The sequence below is a fragment of the Rhodococcus mengyinensis genome (genome assembly GCF_048381435.1).
GTDB lineage: Bacteria > Actinomycetota > Actinomycetes > Mycobacteriales > Mycobacteriaceae > Rhodococcus_F > Rhodococcus_F opacus_D.
This window is the reverse complement of record NZ_JBLWIT010000050.1, coordinates 1-21,064: the sequence shown is the minus strand read 5'-3', so window position 1 is coordinate 21,064 and position 21,064 is coordinate 1. Positions and strand designations below refer to the sequence as shown.

22 protein-coding genes and 1 tRNA gene are annotated in these 21,064 nt (G+C 66.4%); 9 read left to right on the top strand and 14 right to left on the bottom strand.

Going from position 1 to position 21,064, the window contains the following annotated elements; translation table 11 throughout:
- Window positions 1-22 precede the first annotated feature (22 nt).
- The 3 genes from ACNJ7E_RS09215 to ACNJ7E_RS09205 all read left to right on the top strand — a co-directional run bounded on the left by ACNJ7E_RS09215 (window position 23) and on the right by ACNJ7E_RS09205 (window position 3,148).
- The gene (locus tag ACNJ7E_RS09215; protein ID WP_105415481.1) at window positions 23-1,417 is read left to right on the top strand and encodes a GntP family permease; all 1,395 of its coding nucleotides are present in this window, start codon (window positions 23-25) and stop codon (window positions 1,415-1,417) included.
- Window positions 1,418-1,451: 34 nt separating this feature from the next.
- Entirely contained in the window at window positions 1,452-2,003 is a 552-nt protein-coding gene (locus tag ACNJ7E_RS09210; protein ID WP_105415478.1) for a gluconokinase, read from the top strand.
- A gap of 173 nt (window positions 2,004-2,176) precedes the next feature.
- Window positions 2,177-3,148: an alpha/beta hydrolase gene (locus ACNJ7E_RS09205; RefSeq protein ID WP_317568247.1), complete on the top strand. Its 972-nt coding sequence runs from the start codon at window positions 2,177-2,179 to the stop codon at window positions 3,146-3,148.
- A 56-nt stretch (window positions 3,149-3,204) separates the two neighbouring features.
- Here ACNJ7E_RS09205 and ACNJ7E_RS09200 read toward each other — a convergent pair whose 3' ends face one another.
- Window positions 3,205-4,701 (bottom strand): MFS transporter, encoded by a 1,497-nt coding sequence (locus tag ACNJ7E_RS09200; RefSeq protein ID WP_317568248.1) that lies wholly within the window; start codon window positions 4,699-4,701, stop codon window positions 3,205-3,207.
- A 64-nt stretch (window positions 4,702-4,765) separates the two neighbouring features.
- On the opposite strand from ACNJ7E_RS09200, the gene ACNJ7E_RS09195 reads away from it, so the two are divergent.
- Window positions 4,766-5,146 carry a MarR family winged helix-turn-helix transcriptional regulator gene (locus tag ACNJ7E_RS09195; RefSeq protein ID WP_009475022.1) on the top strand — a complete coding sequence of 127 codons (381 nt, stop codon included), beginning with the start codon at window positions 4,766-4,768 and terminating at the stop codon, window positions 5,144-5,146.
- Window positions 5,147-5,150: 4 nt separating this feature from the next.
- Here the strand turns inward: ACNJ7E_RS09195 and ACNJ7E_RS09190 are convergent, their stop codons facing one another.
- The 13 genes from ACNJ7E_RS09190 to ACNJ7E_RS09130 form a co-directional block, all read right to left on the bottom strand.
- Window positions 5,151-5,954: a transglutaminase-like domain-containing protein gene (locus tag ACNJ7E_RS09190; RefSeq protein WP_164059878.1), complete on the bottom strand. Its 804-nt coding sequence runs from the start codon at window positions 5,952-5,954 to the stop codon at window positions 5,151-5,153.
- Between the two features lie 51 nt (window positions 5,955-6,005).
- Window positions 6,006-6,845, bottom strand: a complete 840-nt coding sequence (locus ACNJ7E_RS09185) for an alpha/beta hydrolase (RefSeq protein WP_418339666.1) — start codon at window positions 6,843-6,845, stop codon at window positions 6,006-6,008.
- A gap of 70 nt (window positions 6,846-6,915) precedes the next feature.
- Window positions 6,916-8,514 carry a phytoene desaturase family protein gene (locus ACNJ7E_RS09180; protein WP_418339665.1) on the bottom strand — a complete coding sequence of 533 codons (1,599 nt, stop codon included), beginning with the start codon at window positions 8,512-8,514 and terminating at the stop codon, window positions 6,916-6,918.
- Window positions 8,515-8,547: 33 nt separating this feature from the next.
- Window positions 8,548-9,771, bottom strand: coding sequence for a cytochrome P450 (locus ACNJ7E_RS09175; RefSeq protein ID WP_418339664.1), 1,224 nt, complete (start codon window positions 9,769-9,771; stop codon window positions 8,548-8,550).
- 103 nt (window positions 9,772-9,874) lie between these two features.
- A tRNA-Met gene (locus ACNJ7E_RS09170) sits at window positions 9,875-9,951 on the bottom strand.
- A gap of 61 nt (window positions 9,952-10,012) precedes the next feature.
- Window positions 10,013-10,651: an LON peptidase substrate-binding domain-containing protein gene (locus ACNJ7E_RS09165; protein WP_283333874.1), complete on the bottom strand. Its 639-nt coding sequence runs from the start codon at window positions 10,649-10,651 to the stop codon at window positions 10,013-10,015.
- On the bottom strand, window positions 10,651-11,124 hold the full coding sequence (locus ACNJ7E_RS09160) for a DUF309 domain-containing protein (RefSeq protein ID WP_007297214.1): 474 nt from the start codon (window positions 11,122-11,124) through the stop codon (window positions 10,651-10,653). Before ACNJ7E_RS09160 ends, ACNJ7E_RS09165 begins: the two co-directional genes overlap by 1 nt.
- Before the next feature lie 16 nt (window positions 11,125-11,140).
- Window positions 11,141-11,890: an ESX secretion-associated protein EspG gene (locus ACNJ7E_RS09155; RefSeq protein ID WP_283353742.1), complete on the bottom strand. Its 750-nt coding sequence runs from the start codon at window positions 11,888-11,890 to the stop codon at window positions 11,141-11,143.
- The gene (locus ACNJ7E_RS09150) at window positions 11,887-13,227 is read right to left on the bottom strand and encodes a hypothetical protein (RefSeq protein WP_418339663.1); all 1,341 of its coding nucleotides are present in this window, start codon (window positions 13,225-13,227) and stop codon (window positions 11,887-11,889) included. Before ACNJ7E_RS09150 ends, ACNJ7E_RS09155 begins: the two co-directional genes overlap by 4 nt.
- Window positions 13,228-13,230: 3 nt before the next feature.
- Window positions 13,231-13,800 (bottom strand): DUF3558 domain-containing protein, encoded by a 570-nt coding sequence (locus ACNJ7E_RS09145; protein WP_418339662.1) that lies wholly within the window; start codon window positions 13,798-13,800, stop codon window positions 13,231-13,233.
- Window positions 13,797-14,138 (bottom strand): hypothetical protein, encoded by a 342-nt coding sequence (locus tag ACNJ7E_RS09140; protein ID WP_037196998.1) that lies wholly within the window; start codon window positions 14,136-14,138, stop codon window positions 13,797-13,799. Before ACNJ7E_RS09140 ends, ACNJ7E_RS09145 begins: the two co-directional genes overlap by 4 nt.
- A 91-nt stretch (window positions 14,139-14,229) precedes the next feature.
- Window positions 14,230-15,573, bottom strand: a complete 1,344-nt coding sequence (locus tag ACNJ7E_RS09135; protein ID WP_280780424.1) for an HNH endonuclease signature motif containing protein — start codon at window positions 15,571-15,573, stop codon at window positions 14,230-14,232.
- Window positions 15,574-15,654: 81 nt separating this feature from the next.
- Entirely contained in the window at window positions 15,655-16,254 is a 600-nt protein-coding gene (locus ACNJ7E_RS09130; protein WP_037182564.1) for a TetR/AcrR family transcriptional regulator, read from the bottom strand.
- A gap of 141 nt (window positions 16,255-16,395) precedes the next feature.
- On the opposite strand from ACNJ7E_RS09130, the gene ACNJ7E_RS09125 reads away from it, so the two are divergent.
- The 5 genes from ACNJ7E_RS09125 to ACNJ7E_RS09105 all read left to right on the top strand — a co-directional run.
- Window positions 16,396-17,541, top strand: coding sequence for an acyl-CoA dehydrogenase family protein (locus tag ACNJ7E_RS09125; RefSeq protein WP_283333885.1), 1,146 nt, complete (start codon window positions 16,396-16,398; stop codon window positions 17,539-17,541).
- A 40-nt stretch (window positions 17,542-17,581) separates the two neighbouring features.
- On the top strand, window positions 17,582-18,343 hold the full coding sequence (locus tag ACNJ7E_RS09120; protein ID WP_280780422.1) for an SDR family NAD(P)-dependent oxidoreductase: 762 nt from the start codon (window positions 17,582-17,584) through the stop codon (window positions 18,341-18,343).
- A 44-nt stretch (window positions 18,344-18,387) separates the two neighbouring features.
- Window positions 18,388-19,083, top strand: coding sequence for a TetR/AcrR family transcriptional regulator (locus ACNJ7E_RS09115; RefSeq protein WP_005569496.1), 696 nt, complete (start codon window positions 18,388-18,390; stop codon window positions 19,081-19,083).
- A gap of 124 nt (window positions 19,084-19,207) precedes the next feature.
- Window positions 19,208-20,017, top strand: coding sequence for an SDR family oxidoreductase (locus ACNJ7E_RS09110; RefSeq protein WP_280780421.1), 810 nt, complete (start codon window positions 19,208-19,210; stop codon window positions 20,015-20,017).
- A 22-nt stretch (window positions 20,018-20,039) separates the two neighbouring features.
- The coding region (locus ACNJ7E_RS09105; RefSeq protein WP_418339661.1) for an acyl-CoA dehydrogenase family protein at window positions 20,040-21,064 on the top strand (1,025 nt) is incomplete at its 3' end.

The window sequence follows — 21,064 nt, the reverse complement described above, 5'->3', positions numbered from 1 at the left end:
CCGATCTCCCTGGAGCAACAGAATGAGTACCGCGTCACTACTCGCAGCGGCCGACAGTGCCGGTCACGACGCGCGGCTGATCACGGCTGCCGTCGTCGGCGTCGCCGTCATCATCGCGCTGATCACCTGGCTCAAACTCCACCCGTTCCTCGCGCTGTCGATCGGCGCCGTCGGCGTCGGTATCGCCGCAGGTCTGGGCGGGCAAGACTCGGTGAAGGCGTTCGTCGAGGGCTTCGGGGCCACGATGGGCAGCGTCGGAATCCTGATCGGATTCGGTGCCATGTTCGGCAAGTTGCTCGCCGATTCCGGTGGTGCCGACCGCGTCGTCGACACCCTCGTCGGACGGGCGGGCCCGCGGACGCTGCCGTGGATGATGGCGCTGGTCGGCGCCGTGATCGGCCTGCCGATGTTCTTCGAGATCGGCCTCGTGCTGCTGATGCCCGTCATCATCCTGGTCGCGCGGCGTTCGGGGTTGTCGTTGATGCGGATCGCGATTCCCACGCTGGCAGGTCTGTCGGCCATGCACGGTCTCGTTCCGCCGCACCCCGGGCCCCTGGTCGCGGTGGCGGCCCTGAACGCCAACCTCGGACTCACCCTCGCCCTCGGCGTCCTCGTCGCGATTCCCACCGTCGTCATCGCCGGGCCGCTGTTCAGCAAGCTGGCGGCCCGCTGGGTGGACGTCCCCGTCCCCGAGCTCTACGTCACCGTCGAGGACCGGGAAGGCGCCGAAGCCGCCGCCGAGCGTCGCCGGCCCAGCTTCGCCGCAACACTGTCCGCCATCCTGCTGCCAGTCGTCCTGATGCTGGGCAAGGCGATCGCCGACGTCATCGCCGCCGACTCGGAGTCGCCCGCGAAGGCGCTGCTCGACTTCCTCGGAACGCCGGTCGTGGCCCTCGGGCTCGCGGTGCTCGCCGGGATGGCGCTTCTCGGCCGGGGTGGCGGCATGGACCGCAAGGCCATCGCCGTCTCGCTGGAGAGTTCGCTGCCCCCGATCGCCGGAATCCTCCTCATCGTCGGCGCCGGCGGCGGATTCAAGCAGGTCCTGATCGACACCGGCATCGCCGACGTGATCGCCGACGCGATCAAGGACAGCGCCCTTCCCGTGTTGTTCCTCGCCTGGCTCGTGGCCGTGCTCATCCGCGTCGCCACCGGATCGGCCACCGTCGCGACGGTCACCGCGTCCGGCATCCTCGCACCCGTCGCCGCCGAACTGACCTCCACGCACGTCTCGCTGATGGTGCTGGCGATCGGCTCCGGCTCGCTGTTCCTGTCGCACGTCAACGACGCGGGATTCTGGTTGGTGAAGGAATACCTCGGCGTCACGGTGGTGCAGAACCTGAAGACGTGGACGGTGATGGAATGCATCATCTCCGTCACCGGTCTCGCCGGGGTCCTCGCACTGAGCGTATTCATCTAAAGGGGGCTGAGAAATGTCGAGTGAGGTTGGTGAGATGCACGTGAGTACGCGCGAACCTGCAGGACGCACGCCGCAGACGGTAGATCCGGTCCTGGTGCTGATGGGGGTGTCTGGGTCCGGGAAGTCGACGGTCGCGGGAATCATCGCCGGCGCCATGGGCTGGGACCTCCAGGAGGGAGACGCCCTGCACCCACCCGCGAATGTCGCGAAGATGGCGTCGGGGCAGCCGTTGACCGACGAGGACCGCTGGCCGTGGCTCGATGTCGTCGCGGGGTGGATTCGGGAACATACCGAGAACGGTCTTCCCGGGGTCATCACCTGCTCGGCGCTGAAGCGCAGCTACCGCGACGTGTTGCGGGGCGACAACGTCGTCTTCGTGCATCTCGCCGGGTCGCGGGCGCAGATCGGGGAACGGCTGACCGCCCGGCTCGACCACTTCATGCCCCCGTCGTTGCTGGACACGCAGATCTCGACGCTCGAACCGATCGAGCCGGACGAGGACGCGATCGTGGTGGACGTGGGCGGATCGCCCACCCAGGTTGCGACCGAGATCATCGCTCGGTTGGAGGAGCGACTGGCTCGGTGAACCTCCCGCAATCGGACGGAAATCGGTCAAAGTCGCTCGGCAACGGGCGGCTTCGACTTACCGTGGCGGGAGGTCTCGGAGAGCGGACGTGAGAAGTTTCGGGTGCGTTTCTCTCCGGATCGCCCTAGGGTGTCCACTTGGCTGGACAAGCGTCCGATACAACGGAGGGCAGTATGCGAACGCGTGAATCGATCGTGTGGCACTGGGATGTCAGTCGCCGGGCGCGCATGACGTTCTGGTTTGCCAGGGCTTTCGTCAAACCGCTGTTCACGATATGGCCGACGACGGACCGCGGCATCGAATTGCTGGCGACCCTCGACGAGCTGATCGACCGGCTTCCCAAGCCGAAGGGCCTCGACATCGAGGCGATCTCGCTCGGCGGGGTGCCGTGCGAGAAGATCACCCATCCGCGACCCACGATCACGTCGATGGACGGCGCAACCATCCTCTACTTCCACGGCGGCGGATTCGTGTTCTGCGGGCTCGCCACCCACCGGGCACTGTGCGGACTGCTCGCCGCACGTTCGGGTGCGCCCGTCGTCTCGGTCGAATACCGGCAGCTTCCCAAGGGTGCGATCGGGGCGTCGCTGGTGGACGCCATGACCGCGTACACCGAGGTGCTGAAGGTCTGCGACGACCCCAGCAGGGTGATCGTCGCGGGGGACTCGGCGGGTGGATATCTCGCGATGAAGGTCGCGGAAGTTGCCGCGTTGCGGGGCCTCACCCGCCCGGCGGCCGTCATCGGGTACTCCCCGCTGCTCAACCTCGACCTCGAGGATCACGACCCCGATTTCATGAAACGTGACGCGTACCTGCCGATGTCGCAGGTGGCCAAGCTGAAGGATCGCTGGCTGGCCGGGCCCGATCAGATTCCGGGCGCCCAGTCCCCGGTGAATGCGGACCCGGCACTGTTCCCGCCTGTTTTCCTCACCGCCGCCGAATACGAGATCATGCGGCCCGACGTGGAGATCATCACGGACCGGTTCGATCGGGAGGGGCGGCAGATCGAGACCCACATCTGGAGTGGGCAGATCCACGCGTTCCCTGTGATCGGCAAGGTGCTGCGGGAGAGTCGCACGATCATCGGACTCACTGTCGACTTCGCGTCCCGCGCGCTCACGGAGTCGAAGCGGCACTCGGCCTGAACGATGTGAACGGCAGAACGGGTGGGCCTGTGCCCACCCGTTCTGCCGTTCGGGTCTCACGCGGGGTTGAGCACCCTGCGCAGCAGCGGTGACACCGTGATCAGCAGTCCCAGCAGTGCGACTCCCGTGACGAGCACGAGGCCGGAGTGGAACTGGTGGAACCCGGCGCCACTGATCCCGGCGGCCGTGTGCGAGCCGGCGGTGACGAGTGCGGTGGTGAGTGCCAGCACGAGCGCGGCACCGACCTGCGCGGACGTCTGCACGAGGCCTGACGCCAACCCCTGCTCGGAGTCGTCGACGCCCGACGTGGCCTGGGCCATGATCGACGTGAAGCCCAGTGCGAAACCGACGCCCAGCAGCAGCACGCTCGGCAGGATCGCGACCGCGTAGTGGGGCTGGTCGCTCCCTGCGAAGAGGAACCACAGGTAGCCGAGGCTCAACGAGGTCAGTGCCGCGATGATCATGCGTGCCGTGCCGAACGCGTCGATCAGGCGTCCGACGAACGGCGACCCGAAGGCCACGATGATGCCGGCGGGCAGGAGACCCAGCGCCATCTCCAGCGGCGACCATCCGAGCACCGACTGCAGGAAGATGGTCATCATGAACTGGAAGCTCAGGTAGGAGCCGAACAGCGCGACGATGCTGAGGTTCGCCCGCACGATCGAGCCGACCCGGAGGATGCTCAGACGCACCAGCGGGTGCGCCACCCGGTTCTCCACGACGAAGAACGACGCCAGCAGGGCTGCGGCCAGAGCGAACGAGCCCAGCGTGAGCGGATCGGCCCAGCCGCGGGCCGGTGCCGACACGACGGTGTAGACGGCGAGCAGCATTCCCGACACCAGCGTGGCGGCGCCCACGATGTCGTGTCCGCCGTTGTCGGCGGCGCGGTCGCGGGGGATCAGGACGGCGCCCGCGACCAGGGCGAGGACCGCGAACGGCACCGGCATCAGGAAGGTCCAGCGCCACCCGGCGCTGGTCAGCAGTCCGCCCAGGATCAGGCCGGACGAGTAGCCGCTGGCTCCGAAGACGGAGAAGATCGACAGCGCCCGGTTGCGGGCGGGCCCCTCCTTGAACGTGGTGGTGAGGATGGACATCGCGGTCGGTGCGGTGAACGCCGCGGCGAGACCCTTCACGAAGCGGCTCGCGATGAGCAGCGTGCCGTTGTCGACGAGTCCGCCGACCAAGGACGCGATCGCGAACACGGTGAGTGCGATCAGGAAGACGCGGCGGCGGCCGAGGAGGTCGGCAGTGCGTCCGCCCAGCAGCAGCAGACCACCGAATCCGAGTACGTATCCGTTGATGATCCATTGGAGTGAGGTGGTGGACAGCCCCAACTCGGTTCCGATGGAGGGCAACGCAACACCCACCATCGAGACGTCGAGACCGTCGAGGAACATGACGAGGCACAGCACGGCCAGGACGCCCCAGAGGCGGGGTGTCCAGGCCTGGTCGGTCGACGGGGTGGCGGTGGCGCCCGACGAGATGGCGAGGTCCGGGGTGGCGTCGCTGATAGTCACAGGGAGAATGTAGATGCACGTGCAATCAATGCGCAAGCACTAATTTCGTTTGCATTTAATTCGCTTGCACCTTTTGCGGACGCGCGCTAGGGTGCGGGGCATGAGCTCTGAAGCAGACCTGCGCGGCACGTGGCGGCTGCTCGCGAGCAGATACAACTCCATCGCCTGCGAGTTGGATCGTGAGATGCAACACGCCCACGGTCTGAGCATGAGCGATTTCGAGACGCTCGACCGACTCATGGACGCCACCTGCGAGCGGCCCCGGATGCAGGACCTCGCGGCCGAGATGTACCTCAGCCCCAGCGCCCTGTCCCGGAGCGTGGCCCGGCTGGAAAAGGCGGGCCTGGTCGCGAGGGCGCTGTGCGAGGCGGACCGGCGAGGTGTGTTCGTCGACGTCACCGACGCCGGCCGTGAGGTGCACGCCGACGCCAAGAAGATTCAGGTGGGCGTGCTCACCGAAAGGCTCTCGGACGCAACCTGACCCGTCAGGTCAGTGAGGTGGGTGTCGCATAGTCGTCATACGGGAACTCGCCGTCGACGACGGCAGTCACCACGGTGTTTTCGAGCGTGATCGCCCCGCCGTGATTGTCCAGGAATGCCGTGTCCGCGGCGTCGCGACCCGTCGCGATCCGCAGGAGTGCCGAACGCGGCGCCAGTCGGGTCGCGTCGACCACACGCCATTCGTCATCGACGAACGCCTCGACGACAGCATGGAAGTCCATCGGATCGCACCCCGGCGCGTACACGGCCACCAGCCGCGCCGGAATGGTGACGGCCCGCAGAAGCGCCACCGTGAGGTGGGCGAAGTCACGGCACACGCCCGCCCCGGACAGCATCGTGTCGACGGCGCTGTCGGTGGATCTGCTCGAACCCGCCTGGTACAGCAGTCGCGATCCCACCCAGGTGGTGATGTCCTGCAGCAGTTCCGAGTGCGGCTTGGACAGATTGAATTCGCCGCCGGTGAAGCCGAAGAACTTGTCCGCCTCCGCATATCGGCTCGGGCGCAGATACTTCGACAGGTCGTAGTCGGTGACCGGAGGCGAATCGGCCTTACCCAGAACGGAAGCCGAGTACTCGACGTGCAGCGAGCCGGGTGCGCTGTCCAGGAGGTGGACGCGAGTACCGTGCTCCGCCACCATCTCTCGTGCCTCGACACGGTTACCGTCGAGGGTGAACGTCAACGATTCCGACAACTCCGAACCGGGCGTCCGGGCCACCGCGATCTTGAATTCGAGACTGGTGGCGTCGGTGACCTCGATGTCGAGAGTGGCGCTGACGTGACGTTTCATCAGCCCATCCTGGCATCCATCGTCCGGGGGTGCAGAACACCCCCGACGAAGTCAGGCCCGTACGCGCGGCCGCAACCACTCGACGAGGTCGTCGAGTACCTCCTCGTTCTCCGGTTCGTTGAACACCTCGTGGAACAGGTTTTCGTAGATTTCCACCGTGAGATCCTCCGAACCGACGTACTCCGCGATCAGTTCCGTGCCGTGCACACTCGCGAGTCCGTCGTCCTGGCCGTGCTGGAGAAGCAGGGGAATCGTCAGCGACGGCAGACGTTCCGGCAACCGTTCGGCGGCGAGGATCATCCCGCGCGCAATCCCGGCAGGCACCTTCCCGTGGTGGACGAGGGGATCCTCCTCGTACGCCGACACGACCGCAGGATCGCGGGAGACCAGCTTCGCGTCGAGCGACTCGACGGGCACTCCGGGCAGGAAGCGACCCACCAGCTTGCCGATCTCGACCACGATGCGCGGCGTGCCGCTCGTCACGTCGACCGCAGGCCCGGACAGCATGAGTGCCTTCAGGTCCTGCTGGTGGTCGAGTGCGTAGGTCAGCGCGATGGAACCGCCCATGCTGTGCCCGATGAGGAACCGGTCGGTGCCGGGCCAGTCCGTCGATGCGATGCCGAACAACTGGTGCAGGTCGTCGGTGAACTCGGTCCAGTCCTTGAGGTGGACCCGTTTGCCGCCCGACCGCCCGTGCCCACGGTGGTCGGGCGCGTAGATCGCGAGGTCGAGTTCCCCGAGCCGTTCGATCACATGGTCGTAGCGCCGGGCATGCTCCCCGAAGCCGTGGCACAGAACCAGCACGCCGCGCGGGCGCCGCTCGGGGAGCCACACGTCGTAGACGATGGGAATTCCGCCGACGCCGGCGAAGGATGATTCTCGATGCTGCATGATGCCCCTTCGTGGTCCGAATTCGACGACTCAGATCATTGCACGGTGTGGTACCCCGGCACGGGACAAATTAGGGTATCGGTCCCTTCGACAACAGGTCGATCACGGCGCGCGACGTGCGCCGCCGCAGCCACCCGCGCGGTCCGTCCTCGCCCAGCGCGGCGCGGGCGGCGTTCAGGCCCGACACCCCGTGTACGCCCCCACCCGGGTGCGCGGAGGCGCTTCCCAGGTACAGGCCCTGAACCGGCGTCTCCGAACGGGACGTGCCCGGCCCCGGCCGGAAGATCAGCTGCTGATGGAGTTGCGCCGTCCCGCCGTTGACGGCACCGCCCACGAGATTCGCGTCGGCCGCCTCGAGATCCGACGGGCGCTGGACGACCCGTCCGACGACCCGCTCCGAGAAACCCGGTGCGTGCGCCTCGAGTACATCGTCGACTCGCGCGGCCAGCAGATCGGCGGACGCGTCGTCGGTGATGTCGCGCGGTAGATGCGTGTACGCCCAGGCGCTTTCGGTGCCCTCCGCCGACCTGGTGGGATCCGCGGTCGTCATCTGCCCGAACAGCAGGAACGGGCTGGACGGGACGGTGCCGGTGGTCAGGTCGGCCATCCAGTGGACGAGTCCGTTGTCGTCGGCCCCCAGGTGGACGGTGCCCGCACCGTTCAGGCTGGGGGAACGCCACGGAATCTTCTGCGACAAGGCGTAATTGACCTTCAGGACCGGCGTGTCCCACTCGAAGTGCGCGAGGTCGGCCCGCACGCGGGCGGGGACGGCGTGGTCCGGAAGCAGCGACCCGTACAGCGCGGGCGCAGAGACGTCGGCGATCACCGCCCGACGTGCCGTGTAACGGCCACCCGACGCCGTCCGCACCCCCACGGCGCGACCCGACCGGACGTCGATCCCGGTCACGGCGTCGCCGTAATAGAAGCGCGCACCCGCGTGCTCGGCCCGGCGCACCATCGCGGCCGACAACTCGCCCGCGCCGCCCACCGGAACGGGGTAACCGCCGTCCTGGGCGAGCATCGTCAGGATGTAACCCATGACACCGCTGCCCGGTGCGTCCGGAGGGGTGTCGGCGTGCATCGCGTTACCCAGCAACAGAAGTCGTGCCGCCTCGCTGCGGAACAGTTCATGGGCCATCCGCCGTGCGGGCAGGAGGAGGAATCGGGCCAGCCGCAACGACTCGGCGGTCCCCAGCTGTCGCAGCAGTCGGCTCGGGCCACGCACGGGCGGGAACGGGCTGAACAAGGTGCTCAGCAGCGGTTCCTTGATGTCGTGCCACTGCTCGACGAGCGCCGTCCACGCGGCGCCGTCACCAGGTTGACGGCGTTCGAGGTCGGCGGCCGTATCCGCGGGGTCGGGATGGATCACCGGCGCGTCCTCGTCGGCGGCCGAGCGGGCGTGCCCGAGCGCGCTGGGCGCGTGACTCCACCGAAGACCGTGCGACTCGAGATCGAGACCGCGGAGCGCCGGCGACACGGTGGACAGGGGATAGAACGCGCTGAACAGGTCCGACGTGAAGCCCGGGACGAGTTCCGCCGACCTCACCGCACCGCCGGGCGTCGGCTGCGCCTCCACGACCGCGACGTCCCAGCCCGCATCCGCCAGGGTCGCGGCAGCGACGAGTCCGTTGGGACCGGATCCGATCACCACTGCGTCGACGTTGTTCACCCGACCAGGCTGTCAGAAAAGGCGGCGCTCCGCTCAGAGGGACGAGGGCGTGAACGACACCGGCAGGTGCTTGAGCCCGTTGATGAAGTTGGAGCGCAGGCGCTGCGCCGGTGCCGTCTGTTCCATATCGGGCATACGACGCAGAATCTCGCTCAGCATCACCTTCATCTCCGCGCGAGCAAGGTTGGCGCCGAGGCAGAAATGGTGACCACCGCCGCCGAACGCAATGTGCTGGGAATAGTGGCCGGTGGGCCGGTCGATGTCGAACGTGTAGGGGTCGTCGAACACCGCCTCGTCGCGGTTTCCCGACATGTGCCAGATGACCACGCGGTCGCCCTCGGAGATCTCGACGTCGTGCAGCACGGTGTCCGTGGTCGCGGTCCGGCGGAACTGCATGACGGGTGTGGCCCAGCGCAACCCCTCCTCGATCAGAGCGTCGAGCTTGGACGGATCCTCGAGAACCTTCCTGCGCTCCTCGGGATTCTCCATCAGCGCCAGCTGGGTGTGTGAGATGGCGTTGCGGGTGGTCTCGTTACCCGCGACCGCGAGGAGCATGAAGAACATGTTGAAATCCAGTTCGCCCAGCTTCTCGCCGTGTACATCGGCCTGGATGAGAGCTGTCGCGATGTCGTCGCGGGGGTGCTTCTTGCGGTCCTCGAACATCTCCAGGCTGTACGCGAACATCTGGGCCGCCGCCGCCCGTTCCTGCCCTTCCTCGAGATGGAATTCCGGGTCGGACGAGCCGATCATCTGATTAGTCAGATCGAAGATCAGCTTGCGATCTTCCTGGGGCACCCCCAGGAAATCGGCGATCGCCTGAAGTGGGAGTTCGGAGGCGACATCGACGACGAAGTCGCACTCGCCGCGCTCGATCACCGCGTCGACGATGGCCGTGGCCCGACGCGCGAGAATCTCGTGCAGCTGGCCGATGCGGCGGGGCGTGAAACCCTTGCTCACGATCTTCCGCAGCGCCGTGTGGTCCGGTGGGTCCATGTTCAGCATCATCAACTGCTGGCCCGCCAGGTCGTCCGGGCTCAGGTCGTCGATGTAGGTGGCGCCCCGCCACGACGAGTACGTCTCGGCGTCCCGGTTCACCGTCACGATGTCGGCATGGCGGGTGACGCACCAGAACGGGTCGCCGCGCTCGTCGAGGTGCCGGTAGACCGGGGCCTCCCGCCGCAACACGGCGAACATCTCGTGGGGCACGCCCTTCGCGAAGGTGTCCGGGTTGTAGAGATCGACGTCGGCGAGCTGCACTGTCCCTCCTGAGGCCTCACGTACGAGAATACGTTCTAGTCCTGGAGGATGTGGAACAACGAAAAACGGCTCCGGAGAATTGAATCTCCGGAGCCGTTTCCAGTGGTAGCGGGGACAGGATTTGAACCTGCGACCTCTGGGTTATGAGCCCAGCGAGCTACCGAGCTGCTCCACCCCGCGTTGCATTGACAACACTACACCCTTCCCGGAGTGCTCTTGACCAACCCCGGGGAGGGCTAGGTCACATCAGCCGGAACTGGACCATTTCGATGGCGTTCTCGATCGCCTCGGACACCTCCCGCAGGCGTTCGTCCGCGCCGGCCGCAGCGAGGATCTGCAGGCGGTCGGCGTCCCCCATCGGAATGTAGGTGGCGATCTCGTAGAGCCTCGTGCCGAGCGACCCGCGGAAACCGCCGATGACGGGAACGTCGGGCGGGACGTTGCCGGTCTCCGTCGCGAGACGGCGGAGGAGGCCGTACAGGAATTCGAGTCTCTCGATGAGGGACGGGAATTCGTAATCCGCTGTCTGGGTCCCGGTGTTCTCGTCCGGCCACACATCGACCTCGGCGATCGGATACGGGTTGTCGGGCAACCACTTCGACACCTTGATCCGTTCCTCGGTGCGGCAGAACAGCTCGTACCGCCCCTCGCCGATCGACGCGTGGGATTCGATCCGCGCGATGGTGCCGACATCGTGGCGGACGTCGCCGCCGCCCACCTCGTTGCCGCGGGCGATGAGAACGACACCGAAGCGGGGACCGTCCGGTGAGTCCAGGCAGTCGCGGACCAGTTCCTGATAGCGGGGTTCGAACACGTGGAGGGGGAGCTGCTGACCGGGCAGCATCGTCGAGCCCAGCGGGAACATGGGAAGCAGAGTCATCAGGGGATTCTCAATCGGGGTACGGGCGTCGCCGGCAGCGGGTCGACGCGATCGATCTCGTCCGTGAGGTGTTCCGACCACGTCAGCAGGCCGGCGATGTCGAGGCCGTGCGGCGCCTCCACCTCGTAATGCCGGATCCGGTCGTGGCCTTGGCGCAGCAGTGACCGCGCACCGGTCTTGTTGCCCCGCATCAGATGGGTGAGACCCACCGCGAGCTGGGCGAGCCCCTGCCACAGCTCCCTCTCGTCCTCGGGCGCGATCTTCCACGTACCCTCGAGGATCTCGTGGGCATGGAACGGCATGCCGTGGTCAAGTAGCCGCTGAGCCTCGGTGATCGCCTCATCGGGTGGTAATCGGAGGTCGTCGGGGATACGCGGTACCCCTTCGGCGTCGTGCGGCAGGGGTCGGCCGAGCTCATCGCGGGGGCGTGCGTTGAGGGGTTTCCCCGTCCCGTCCCTGTCCCGATCGGTCATGGGACAAGGGTAACGCTCAGCCGCGGGTCGGCGAAGGGTTGGCGAGGGCCGCCGACACGCGTTTCGACAGCTCGTCGCGAACCAACCGGACTGTCGCGGACCGCAGGTGAACGCGGTCGTCCTGGTGATAGAGGTACCGGCCGTCCGCTTCGACGTCGATCCAGGTCAGTTCACCCAGAACGGGCTCGTCGAGCCCGTTGCGAGCACCCCGGATGCAGATATACCCGATTCCGGTCCGTGGCCGGCCCACGATCCTTCGCAGAAGAGTGCCGTCGGAGGCTCGGGCGTTCTGCAGGACGGAAGTACCGCTGCTTCGGTTCTCGAGGTCGTCGGGGTGCGCGGTCAGCGACGGGGTCCGTCCGGGCGCGCAGCCGGGCAGGTCTTTCAGGAGTTGGGTGGTCAGCCAGTCGACGCCCGCGGTGCCGGCGTCGATCCGGATGTCGCCGCGGCCCGGTGCGCCGCGCAACTGTTCGGCGACGACAGCGACCCTGCCACGGATGCTGCCCCTCCGGCGAAGCCCCGACTCGAGTTCGGGGGAGGGGGCGAGCACCGTGACGGACAAGTGCGGATCCCGGAGCGCCTGGATCGCGGCGACCAGTTTCGGTTCGTCGAGCGCGGTCCGCCACTGCTCCAGCTCGCGTTGCTGGAGGGCGTACTGGTCTTCCGTCGCGGCCGCGGACCGGTATTGCAGCGGGTACGGCATCCGGTCGAGATCGGTTGCCTCCCAGAGGCACATGAACTGGGCTGACGTCAGCCGCCAGTTCATGCGCCGATCACCGGGGGTGCGACGGGGTCGAGTGTGCCGATCAGTTCGTTGCCGTTGTCGACGGTGATGAGGTAGCTCGGCGTCTGATGCTCCGTGTCACCATCGCCGTTGCCGCCTGCTCGACCGGGTGCACCCATCATCCCGGGTGCCATACCCATTCCGGGACGACTCATGCTCGGTTTCACCGGGGTCGCCGCTGCAGCAGCGGCAGCCGCCCCTGCGCCGGCCGCGGCGCCACCGGACGGGATCGGGCCACCCGGAACCACACCGCTCGAGTTGGACTCGGAGTCGCGCTTGTCGTTCTTCCGGCGCGCGCTCGACGCCGAACCCCCGACGCCCGATCCCCCGGCACTGGACCCCGACCCTCCGCCGATTCCGCCACCGTAACCCCCGGCACCCGCGCCGCTGCCCGACTGCGAACCGGCGCCGGCCGCATTCTGCGCATTCGCGGCGGCAGTCTGTGCGGCCGAGCCGGATCCAGCCCCGGCGCCCATACTGGCAGCGGCTTCGGCATTCGCTGCGGACGTAGCCGCGGCATCCTCCCCTGCGGAATCCCCGTCCGCGGAGTTCTCGCTATCCGCCGACAAATCGCCCTCGCCCGACGCGGAGGAGGTATTGCTGTCGGCTGTGCCCCAGGGGTTCGAACCCTGAGGGGACGTTCCATGAGCATTCAGGACACCGTCGGAGCCGGCACCATCTCCAGAAGGGGCGTAAGGCTCCGGGAGTTGCGGAACGTTCGTGCCGACATCGCGGTAGTTCGGCACGTAGATCGCTTCCAACCTCCGAACCGCCTCGAGTCGTGCGGCTTCCCTCGAAGTCTCGGACGTTTCCGCGGCAAGCGGACTCAGCGGGAGTTGGGACAGGACACCGTCGGAACTAGCCGGCTGAGGCACAGACGCTTTCACGTCTGCAGCCGCGCTGCTCAAGATATCGAGCTTCACGGCGATTGCTGCGATACTCGATGTCAGCTGACCGCTGGTTGCAGCGAGTTTCTCGGTCGCTTGTGCCGCGGCATCCGCCGCGGCACCCTCCCAACGCTCAGAAATCGTATTGCGGAGGATCGCGAATCCGAAGGCAAGGGGGAGGGAGTTCGAGATGCTGTGGCAGGCCTGGGCGAGTTGACCGATGGCGTCGGGAACCATGGTCTGCACCATCGCGTACATTTCTTCGTGACCCATACCGTGGAAGCTCTCCATGGTGCGGATGTACGGGTCATCTGTTCCCGAACCCGCAGCGAGCCTGTCCGCCGAGCTCTGGAGGCCTGCGCGGCGTTGCTCGCCTGCGCCATTCGGACTCAGTGAACCGAGGATCGCTGATACAGGATCGTTGGGCGGCATGGCTCAGCCCTCCTTCGGAATGTAGCGCTCAAAGATGCGGGCGGTGTCTTCGAGGCCAGCGCACCATTCCGGTTGGGGTGCGGACCCAGCGTAATCGGGGAAGATGCTTCGGGTTAGTCCGAACATGCCGTAGGCGGTTTCCATGCTGAGATCGCACGCATTCGTTACCTCAGGGTTGAACTTCAGAAGTGCCCGGCGACCGTTAATTTCAATCTGCGTGGCGTGGTCCTTGGATTTTTCTTGCTCTTCGGCCCAAGTGATATTTCCGGACAACGCGTTCATCCCGTAGAGGTCGTCGGTGGAATCGTACGAACAGCCCAAGAAGGTGTAACTCCCCGCAGGGAAGTCCGCGTTCTCTTCACTACCCGGGTCGTACCCCGCCTCCAGCAGAGCTTCGTCGGGAATGTCGAGGCACGGATCGAAGGCAACCTGAGGGCGCGTCGATTCGTCGACGTGGCGCGGAACTCGGGTGGATGAGGTTTGTGGATCCGACTCAGTCCTCGCGCTCGCCGTGCACCCCACCAGCGCTATGGCGGTCGACGCAATGCCGATCCATGAAAGAGAACGCCTCATGCTGGAATGTCCTCCTGAATGGCAGCGAGGGCTTGTCGGATTGCGCTGTCAGCGTTCCCGAAGGCTTCGCCTCCGGCCGCGAAGGTATCGCGCATCAGAATTATTGCGTCACGGAACTGACTAAGGCGTTGATGCACCGACCCAGCGTCACCGGTGAACTTCGATTGATATCCAGCCTGCAGCTCTTGCGCGGAGGTGAATCCTCCGAAGCCGGTGACCATGCGAAGGCTGTCTGCTTCCTTCATCGCATCACGCACCTGCTCCAGCATCGTGTTGCACACGCCGACGCATTTCTCGATTGCGTCATCTTCCAGACGCAGTGTTTTGCTCATCCCCATCCCCCCAGTACTCGACAGGACCCCCACGGCCGCGTGCGGTGATGCTACCGCACGGGTGTGTCACTCGGTCTAGTGTGCAGCGACCCGATGTTCAGGCCGCGTGGAGGTATTCGATCAGGATGCGTTCCACTGGTGAGCTGATCTGAACCTCACGGAACGGCAACGGTTTCGGTAGTGGTGGTGCGGTTGATCGGTACCGGTGTCCGGTGGGGGTGTGGATCTCGATCTTGTGCAGTCCGCCGGGCAGCTGGTGGGGTTTGGCGTTCCACCCTGCGCCTTGTTTGGCGTAGTTGCAGGCCGCGCACAGGCCGGCGCCGTTGTGTGCGGTGGTCGGGCCCTCGTATTCGCGGGGTTGGATGTGGTCGTGATGCCGGATCGGCGCATCGCACCACGGTGTCCGGCACGTTCGATCGCGCAGATCGATCATCCTCGCCAACCCGGCGGGGAAGCAGCGGGCCTGGGACTCGGTTGCGGTCAGGGCTCCGGAGTGCGGGTTCGCGTACAGGCGGCGCAGGGTCACCCGCGCCTCGTCCCCGGTTTCCGGATCGATCGTGGCCTGGACTGCCTCATGTATCCAGTGCCCCGCGAGTGCCGCGGGGACGGGACCGTACCCCTGCACGTAGGCGGGTTCGGACCCTCGGTCGAGGAGCGCGCGGTCGGATATAACGAGGTTGACGGTGATCGGAGGTGTCGTCGCGGTGTGGGGCGTGCCGGTGACTCGGGAGACGAGGAGGTCGGCCATGATCTGCGACCGCGTTCGCTCGTCACCGGCGGCGAGGATGGAATCGGCGTCACGGGCGAGAGTCGCGTGCACCGCGACCCCCTGTGCCACCGGCAGCAGAGCGCTGACGTACGCCATGGTGTCCGGTGCGGGCCGGGAGGTGACCCTCCTGTCCGATACCGCCTTGCGGGCCCGTCGCACCATGGCCTCGGCGTCGACTTCTGCAGCGGCCGCGCGAACTTTCGCGCACACCGCCTGGTCGCCGAGCCCGTCCAATGTTGCCGGGTCGGCGCACAGCAGGTAATCGAGTGCGGTGCGATCTTCTCGGGTGAGGCACGCGGTTTCGCGGACGAGGATCGTTGCCCGCCACTCGCTGAGGACCCCTCGTTCGAGAAGCGCCAAGGTGCGGGGCATCTCGTGGACCAGAGCGGTGGCCATGCCGAGATGACGGCCACCTCGAAACGGTGAGTCCCGTCGTGCCAACGCCACCTGGTTGGCGATACCGCGCCCTCGATGTGAGACCGGCACTTGGCGGTCTGCTCGTGCGGTGCGGATGGAGGCGTCGAGGTCTGCGGTCACCCGGGCTTGCACGCCCGCACAGGCGGCTTTCACCTCTTCGAGTGTGCGAAGTACGTCGATGCGCGTCGCATCGTCGATGTCCCGGTCGAGTTTCGGTAACTCGGCCAGAAATGCGGTTACCGCTGCTGCATCCACCCCGACCCCCCGGCTGCCGTCGATTCCCCCGAATCGAACGTATGTTCTAGTCTAGCCGACCCCGCGGGGCCTTGGCAATACCTAGCCGGCACCCACCATGCGCATGGCGAGGTCGGCGTAGAGGTCCGCGACGGCCTCGGGCTCGGTGTAGGCGCCGGCCGGGAACCAGCGGCAGATGTCGACGCACAGAGACATGAGGGCGAGGGTGACGCCTTCGCCGTCGGGGACCGTGAATTCGCCGGATGCTGCCCCGGCGTCGACGACGGCGCGGACGATGTGGGTGATGTCACGGCGCAGTTTGACCACGTCGCGATAGTGCTCGGGCGTGAGTGCGTTGAGCTCGTACTGCACGACACGAGCCTGTGCGTGGTGCGTGGCCTGCCAGCTCGCGAATGCGCCGATCAGCGCCTGCAGCCTCGTCGAGGGTGCCTCGTCGGGGAGGTCTGCGCTCACGACAACGTCGAGTGCCGCGGTGTGGCCTTCGTAACTGATCGCGAAGAGCAGCTCTTCTTTGGATCGGTAGTGCGGGTACATCGCGGCGGGGCTCATGTCGAGGCGGGCGGCGATCTCGCGGGTAGTGGTGCCCCCGTAACCGCTGGTCGCGAATGCGTCGACGGCTGCGGCTCGGATGCGGGCGGCAGCCTTGGAAGGGCTGATCACCTGGTTCGGTGATTCGCTCATGTCTTTCTCCATCCTCGGCTGCGCGGCTGTTGACAATACCGCGCCGCACCATCAGTATAAGCAAGCGCTTAGAAAATAAGCACACGCTTACATGCTGGAAAGCGTGGACACAGTCAGCTGGATTTCGACAAAGGAGCGGTCATGCGACGCACCCTGTACGGCCCCGATCACGAGGCATTCCGCGAATCGGCCCGGGAGTTCGTGAACCGCAACCTCCTGCCGGTGGCCGACAAGCTCATCGAGCAGCGCTTCATCGACCGCGAGATCTGGCTCGAGGCGGGCCGCAACGGATTCCTCGGCCTCGAGGTCCCCGAGGCATACGGCGGAAGCGAGGCCGGCGACTACCGGTTCAACGCGGTTCTCGCCGAGGAGCTTTCGCGGGCGAGTGCCGCCGTGTCGTCGAGTTTCGGCATTCACGCCGACGTCGTCGCGCCGTACCTCGTGCAGCTCACGACCGAGGAGCAGAAGCAGCGCTGGCTGCCCAAGTTCTGCACCGGTGAACTGCTCACCGCGATCGGCATGACCGAGCCTTCCGGTGGTTCCGACCTCGCCTCGCTCAAGACCACCGCGGTCAAGGACGGTGACGACTGGATCATCAACGGTTCCAAGACGTTCATCACGAACGGCTACAACGCCGACCTGGTGATCGTCGCGGCGCGTACCAGTCCCGAGAAGAAGTCCAAGGGCATCACCCTGTTCGCCGTCGAGACGGGCATGGAGGGCTTCGAGCGCGGCCGCAAGCTCGACAAGGTCGGCCAGCACGAGTCGGACACCGCCGAGCTGTTCTTCGAGAACGTGCGTGTGCCGTCGACGAACATCATCGGTGAGATCGACCGCGGATTCATCCACATGATGGAGATGCTGCCGCAGGAGCGTGTCGGCGCCGCCGTCTCGAACATCGCGCACGCCGCGCCGATTCTCGAAGAGACGATCCAGTACGCCAAGGACCGCAAGGCATTCGGCCAGTCCATCGGCTCGCTGCAGTGGAACAAGTTCCTCCTCGCGGACCTCGTCACCCGTGTCGAGGTCACCCAGGCCTACGTCGACAACTGCGTCGCCGCACACGCCGACGGTGAGCTCACCGCAGTGGACGCAGCCAAGGCCAAGTGGTGGACTGCTCAGGTGCAGAACGAGGTCCTCGACCACTGCGTGCAGCTGCACGGTGGCTACGGATTCATGACCGAGTACCGTGCCGCCCGTGCATGGATGGATGCCCGTGTCACCAAGATCTGGGCCGGTTCCAACGAGATCATGAAGGAACTGATCGGCCGCGACCTCGGCCTCTGAACCCGTACCCCGTACCCCGACGACAAAGGAGTCGCTTCGTATGTCCGTTCTCGACAAGTTCAGCTTGACCGATCGGGTGGTCGTCGTGACCGGTGCGTCGTCGGGCCTCGGGGTGGCGTTCGCGCAGGCCGCGGCGGAGGCCGGCGCCGACGTGGTGCTGGCGGCGCGCCGCACCGACCGTCTCGAGAAGACCGCCGAACTGGTGCGGGCCGCCGGACGTGAGGCACTGTGCGTTGCGACGGATATCGCCGACCCGGCTCAGGCACAGAACATGATCGACGCGGCCATGGAGAAGTTCGGCCGCGTGGACGTGCTCGTCAACAACGCCGGCGTCGGTACGGCAGTCCCCGCGACGCGGGAGACGCCGGAGCAGTTCCGGCAGGTCGTCGACATCAACCTGAACGGTTCCTACTGGGCGGCGCAGGCGGCGGGCAAGGTCATGAAGCCGGGCAGCGCGATCGTGAATATCGCGAGCGTGCTCGGTCTCACCACCGCGGGACTTCCGCAGGCCGCGTACGCCGCGAGCAAGGCCGGGGTCATCGGTCTCACCCGCGACCTGGCGCAGCAGTGGGGTGCCCGCAAGGGCATCCGGGTGAATGCGATCGCTCCCGGATTCTTCGAGACGGAGATGACGGACCAGTACCAGGACGGGTACCTCGAATCGATGAAATCGCGGCTCGTTCTCGGTCGCCTCGGTGACCCGGAGGAGCTGGCCGCGACCGTCGTCTGGCTCGCTTCGGACGCTGCCGCGTACGTCACCGGTCAGACGATCGCGGTGGACGGCGGCATCACCATCACCTGAGCGTCGGGTTGGGCGGGGCTGCCGTGCTGGCGTATAAGTAGGAAATGACCACGCGCACCGTCCATGAAGAGTGGGACGACCAGCCCGCCCCGTCGATGGCGGCCACCGATCTGTTGCGGGAGCCTCCGGCGACCCCGCGCGGTGCACGCACGCGCGCGGCGTTGGTGGCGGCCGCGCGGACGGTGTTCGAGCGGTCCGGGTACCTCGATGCCAGGCTCACCGACATCACGAAGGAAGCCAACTGCTCGACGGGGTCGTTCTACACATACTTCGACAACAAGGAACAGGTGTTCGCCGCCGTACTGGAGGTGGCGCAGGAAGACATGATGCACCCGGGCATGAAACGGGTGCAGGACACCGACGACCCGTACGCCGTCCTGGAGGCGAGTAACCGCGCCTACCTGGAGGCCTACCGGCGTAACGCCAAGTTGATGGGGCTGCTGGAGCAGGTCGCGCACATCGACCCAGCGTTCGCGGACCTGCGGCGCCAGCGGGCCGACGCGTTCATCGCGCGCAACGCGCGGGGCATCGCGGAACTGCAGGCGCGGGGCATCGCAGATAAGGAACTCGACCCGATGCTTGCCTCACGGGCGTTGTCGGGGATGGTCAGCCGGTTGGCGTACAACGTGTTCGTGGCCAGCGTGAACGGGACTGACGGCACTCCCGTCGACTTCGACGACGTCGTGTTCACCACGACGCGCATCTGGGCAAATGGACTGAGGTTCCCCGAGCGGAGCTGAGCTCTCTCCGACGGCGTGATCGCGTGGGGATACCCAGGTCGACGAAACTGAATCCGACACCGGGTTCAGGTGTTTTCTGTGGAAGACTGGGGCCACGTCCGTGTCCCCTCGAGGGAGGAATCTCGTGCAGGTTGCGCAGAAGGTCGCCATCGTCACCGGTGGCGGAGGTGGAATCGGCGGTGCGCTCGCGGAGCGGCTCGCCGCCGAGGGGGCCCGGGTAGTCGTCACCGATCTCGATGCCGCATCGGCCCAGGCGGTGTCGGACCGGATCAACGCGACGCGTCCAGGGGCCTCGATCGCCCGCGGTGCCGATGCGTCCGAGGACGCGCAGATCGGCTCGGTCATCGACGCCGCGGAGGAGGCGTTCGGCCCCGTCGACCTCTACTTCGCCAACGCGGGTGTCGCGGCCGGGGAGGGCCTCGAACCCGACGATGCGGTGTGGGACCTCGCCCTCGACGTGAATGTCCGTGCGCACATCCGCGCGGCACGCCGCCTGGTCCCCGGCTGGATCGAGCGCGGCGAGGGGTACTTCGTCAGCACGGCCTCGGCCGCCGGGCTGCTCACCCAGATCGGTTCCGCCCCCTACTCGGTGACCAAACATGCCGCCGTCGGATTCGCCGAATGGCTGTCCGTCACGTACGGCGACAAGGGCGTCCGCGTCAGTTGCCTGTGCCCGATGGGCGTCAACACCAAGCTGCTCACCGACGACGCCGCCCTGTCGGCCACCGCCGCACGCGCCGTCACCACCGCGGGTTCGGTGCTCGAACCGTCCGAGGTGGCCGAATGCGTGCTCGCCGCAATGGAAGCCGAACAGTTCTTGATCCTTCCGCACCCCGAAGTGCTGGAGATGTATCGGCACAAGGGCACCGACTACGACCGATGGATCCGGGGAATGCGCCGCTACCAGGCCTCGCTCCTCGCCCAGCCGTCCTGACCCGACCGCACGAGGAGTCCGCATGTCGCTGTTCGACTTATCCGATCGCGCCCGGCAATACCAGACCGATCTGCTGGAGTTCATGGATTCGCATGTGTATCCGGCGGAGGCGGTGTACGAGGAGCAGATGCGGGAGTCGGGGGATCCGCATTTCCAGCCGCCGGTGTTGGAGGAGTTGAAGGCGGAGGCGCGGCGTCGGGGGTTGTGGAATCTGTTTCATCCGCATCCGGGGACGGGTGCGGGGTTGACGAATCTCGAGTATGCGCCGTTGGCGGAGATCATGGGGCGCAGTCATATTGCGTCGGAGGCGTGCAATTGCAATGCGCCGGATACGGGCAATATGGAGGTGCTCGAGTTGTTCGGTACGGCCGAGCACAAGGAGAAGTATCTGACGCCGTTGCTGGAGGGGACGATGGCGTCGGCGTTCGCGATGACGGAGCCGGCGGTGGCGAGTTCGGATGCGACGAATGTGGAGTTGTCGATGGTCCGGGACGGTGACGAGTATGTGCTGAACGGGCGGAAGTGGTTTGCGTCGAATGCGTTGCACCGTAATTGCCGGGTGTTGATCGTGATGGGGAAGACGGATCCGTCGGCGGCGCCGCATCGGCAGCAGTCGATGATGGTGGTGCCGATCGATGCGCCGGGGGTGACGGTGATGCGGGGGTTGCCGGTGTTCGGGTATCAGGATCGGGAGGGGCATGCGGAGATCGATTTCGCCGATGTTCGGGTGCCGGCCAAGGATGTGCTGAAGGGCGAGGGGGAGGGTTTCGCGATTTCGCAGGCGCGGTTGGGTCCGGGTCGGATTCACCATTGCATGCGGGCGATCGGGATGGCGGAGCGGGCGTTGGAGTTGATGTGTCGTCGGGCGTCGTCGCGGGTGACGTTCGGTAAGCCGGTCAGTGAGAATGCGAATGTTCAGGATTGGATTGCGGAGGCGCGGATCGAGATCGAGATGATTCGGTTGTTGACGCTGAAGGCGGCGTATCTGATGGATACGGTGGGGAACAAGGAGGCGCGGACGGAGATCGCGGCGATCAAGGTGGCGGC

Coding starts and splice junctions, on each gene's coding strand:
- ACNJ7E_RS09165 (WP_283333874.1), bottom strand. CDS start 10,651: ATGACTCTGCTTCCCATGTTCCCGCTGGGCTCGACGATGCTGCCCGGT.
- ACNJ7E_RS09160 (WP_007297214.1), bottom strand. CDS start 11,124: ATGACCGATCGGGACAGGGACGGGACGGGGAAACCCCTCAACGCACGC.
- ACNJ7E_RS09190 (WP_164059878.1), bottom strand. CDS start 5,954: ATGAAACGTCACGTCAGCGCCACTCTCGACATCGAGGTCACCGACGCC.
- ACNJ7E_RS09185 (WP_418339666.1), bottom strand. CDS start 6,845: ATGCAGCATCGAGAATCATCCTTCGCCGGCGTCGGCGGAATTCCCATC.
- ACNJ7E_RS09210 (WP_105415478.1), top strand. CDS start 1,452: ATGCACGTGAGTACGCGCGAACCTGCAGGACGCACGCCGCAGACGGTA.
- ACNJ7E_RS09145 (WP_418339662.1), bottom strand. CDS start 13,800: ATGAGGCGTTCTCTTTCATGGATCGGCATTGCGTCGACCGCCATAGCG.
- ACNJ7E_RS09125 (WP_283333885.1), top strand. CDS start 16,396: ATGCGACGCACCCTGTACGGCCCCGATCACGAGGCATTCCGCGAATCG.
- ACNJ7E_RS09120 (WP_280780422.1), top strand. CDS start 17,582: ATGTCCGTTCTCGACAAGTTCAGCTTGACCGATCGGGTGGTCGTCGTG.
- ACNJ7E_RS09215 (WP_105415481.1), top strand. CDS start 23: ATGAGTACCGCGTCACTACTCGCAGCGGCCGACAGTGCCGGTCACGAC.
- ACNJ7E_RS09140 (WP_037196998.1), bottom strand. CDS start 14,138: ATGGGGATGAGCAAAACACTGCGTCTGGAAGATGACGCAATCGAGAAA.
- ACNJ7E_RS09115 (WP_005569496.1), top strand. CDS start 18,388: ATGACCACGCGCACCGTCCATGAAGAGTGGGACGACCAGCCCGCCCCG.
- ACNJ7E_RS09205 (WP_317568247.1), top strand. CDS start 2,177: ATGCGAACGCGTGAATCGATCGTGTGGCACTGGGATGTCAGTCGCCGG.
- ACNJ7E_RS09150 (WP_418339663.1), bottom strand. CDS start 13,227: ATGCCGCCCAACGATCCTGTATCAGCGATCCTCGGTTCACTGAGTCCG.
- ACNJ7E_RS09130 (WP_037182564.1), bottom strand. CDS start 16,254: ATGAGCGAATCACCGAACCAGGTGATCAGCCCTTCCAAGGCTGCCGCC.
- ACNJ7E_RS09195 (WP_009475022.1), top strand. CDS start 4,766: ATGAGCTCTGAAGCAGACCTGCGCGGCACGTGGCGGCTGCTCGCGAGC.
- ACNJ7E_RS09155 (WP_283353742.1), bottom strand. CDS start 11,890: ATGAACTGGCGGCTGACGTCAGCCCAGTTCATGTGCCTCTGGGAGGCA.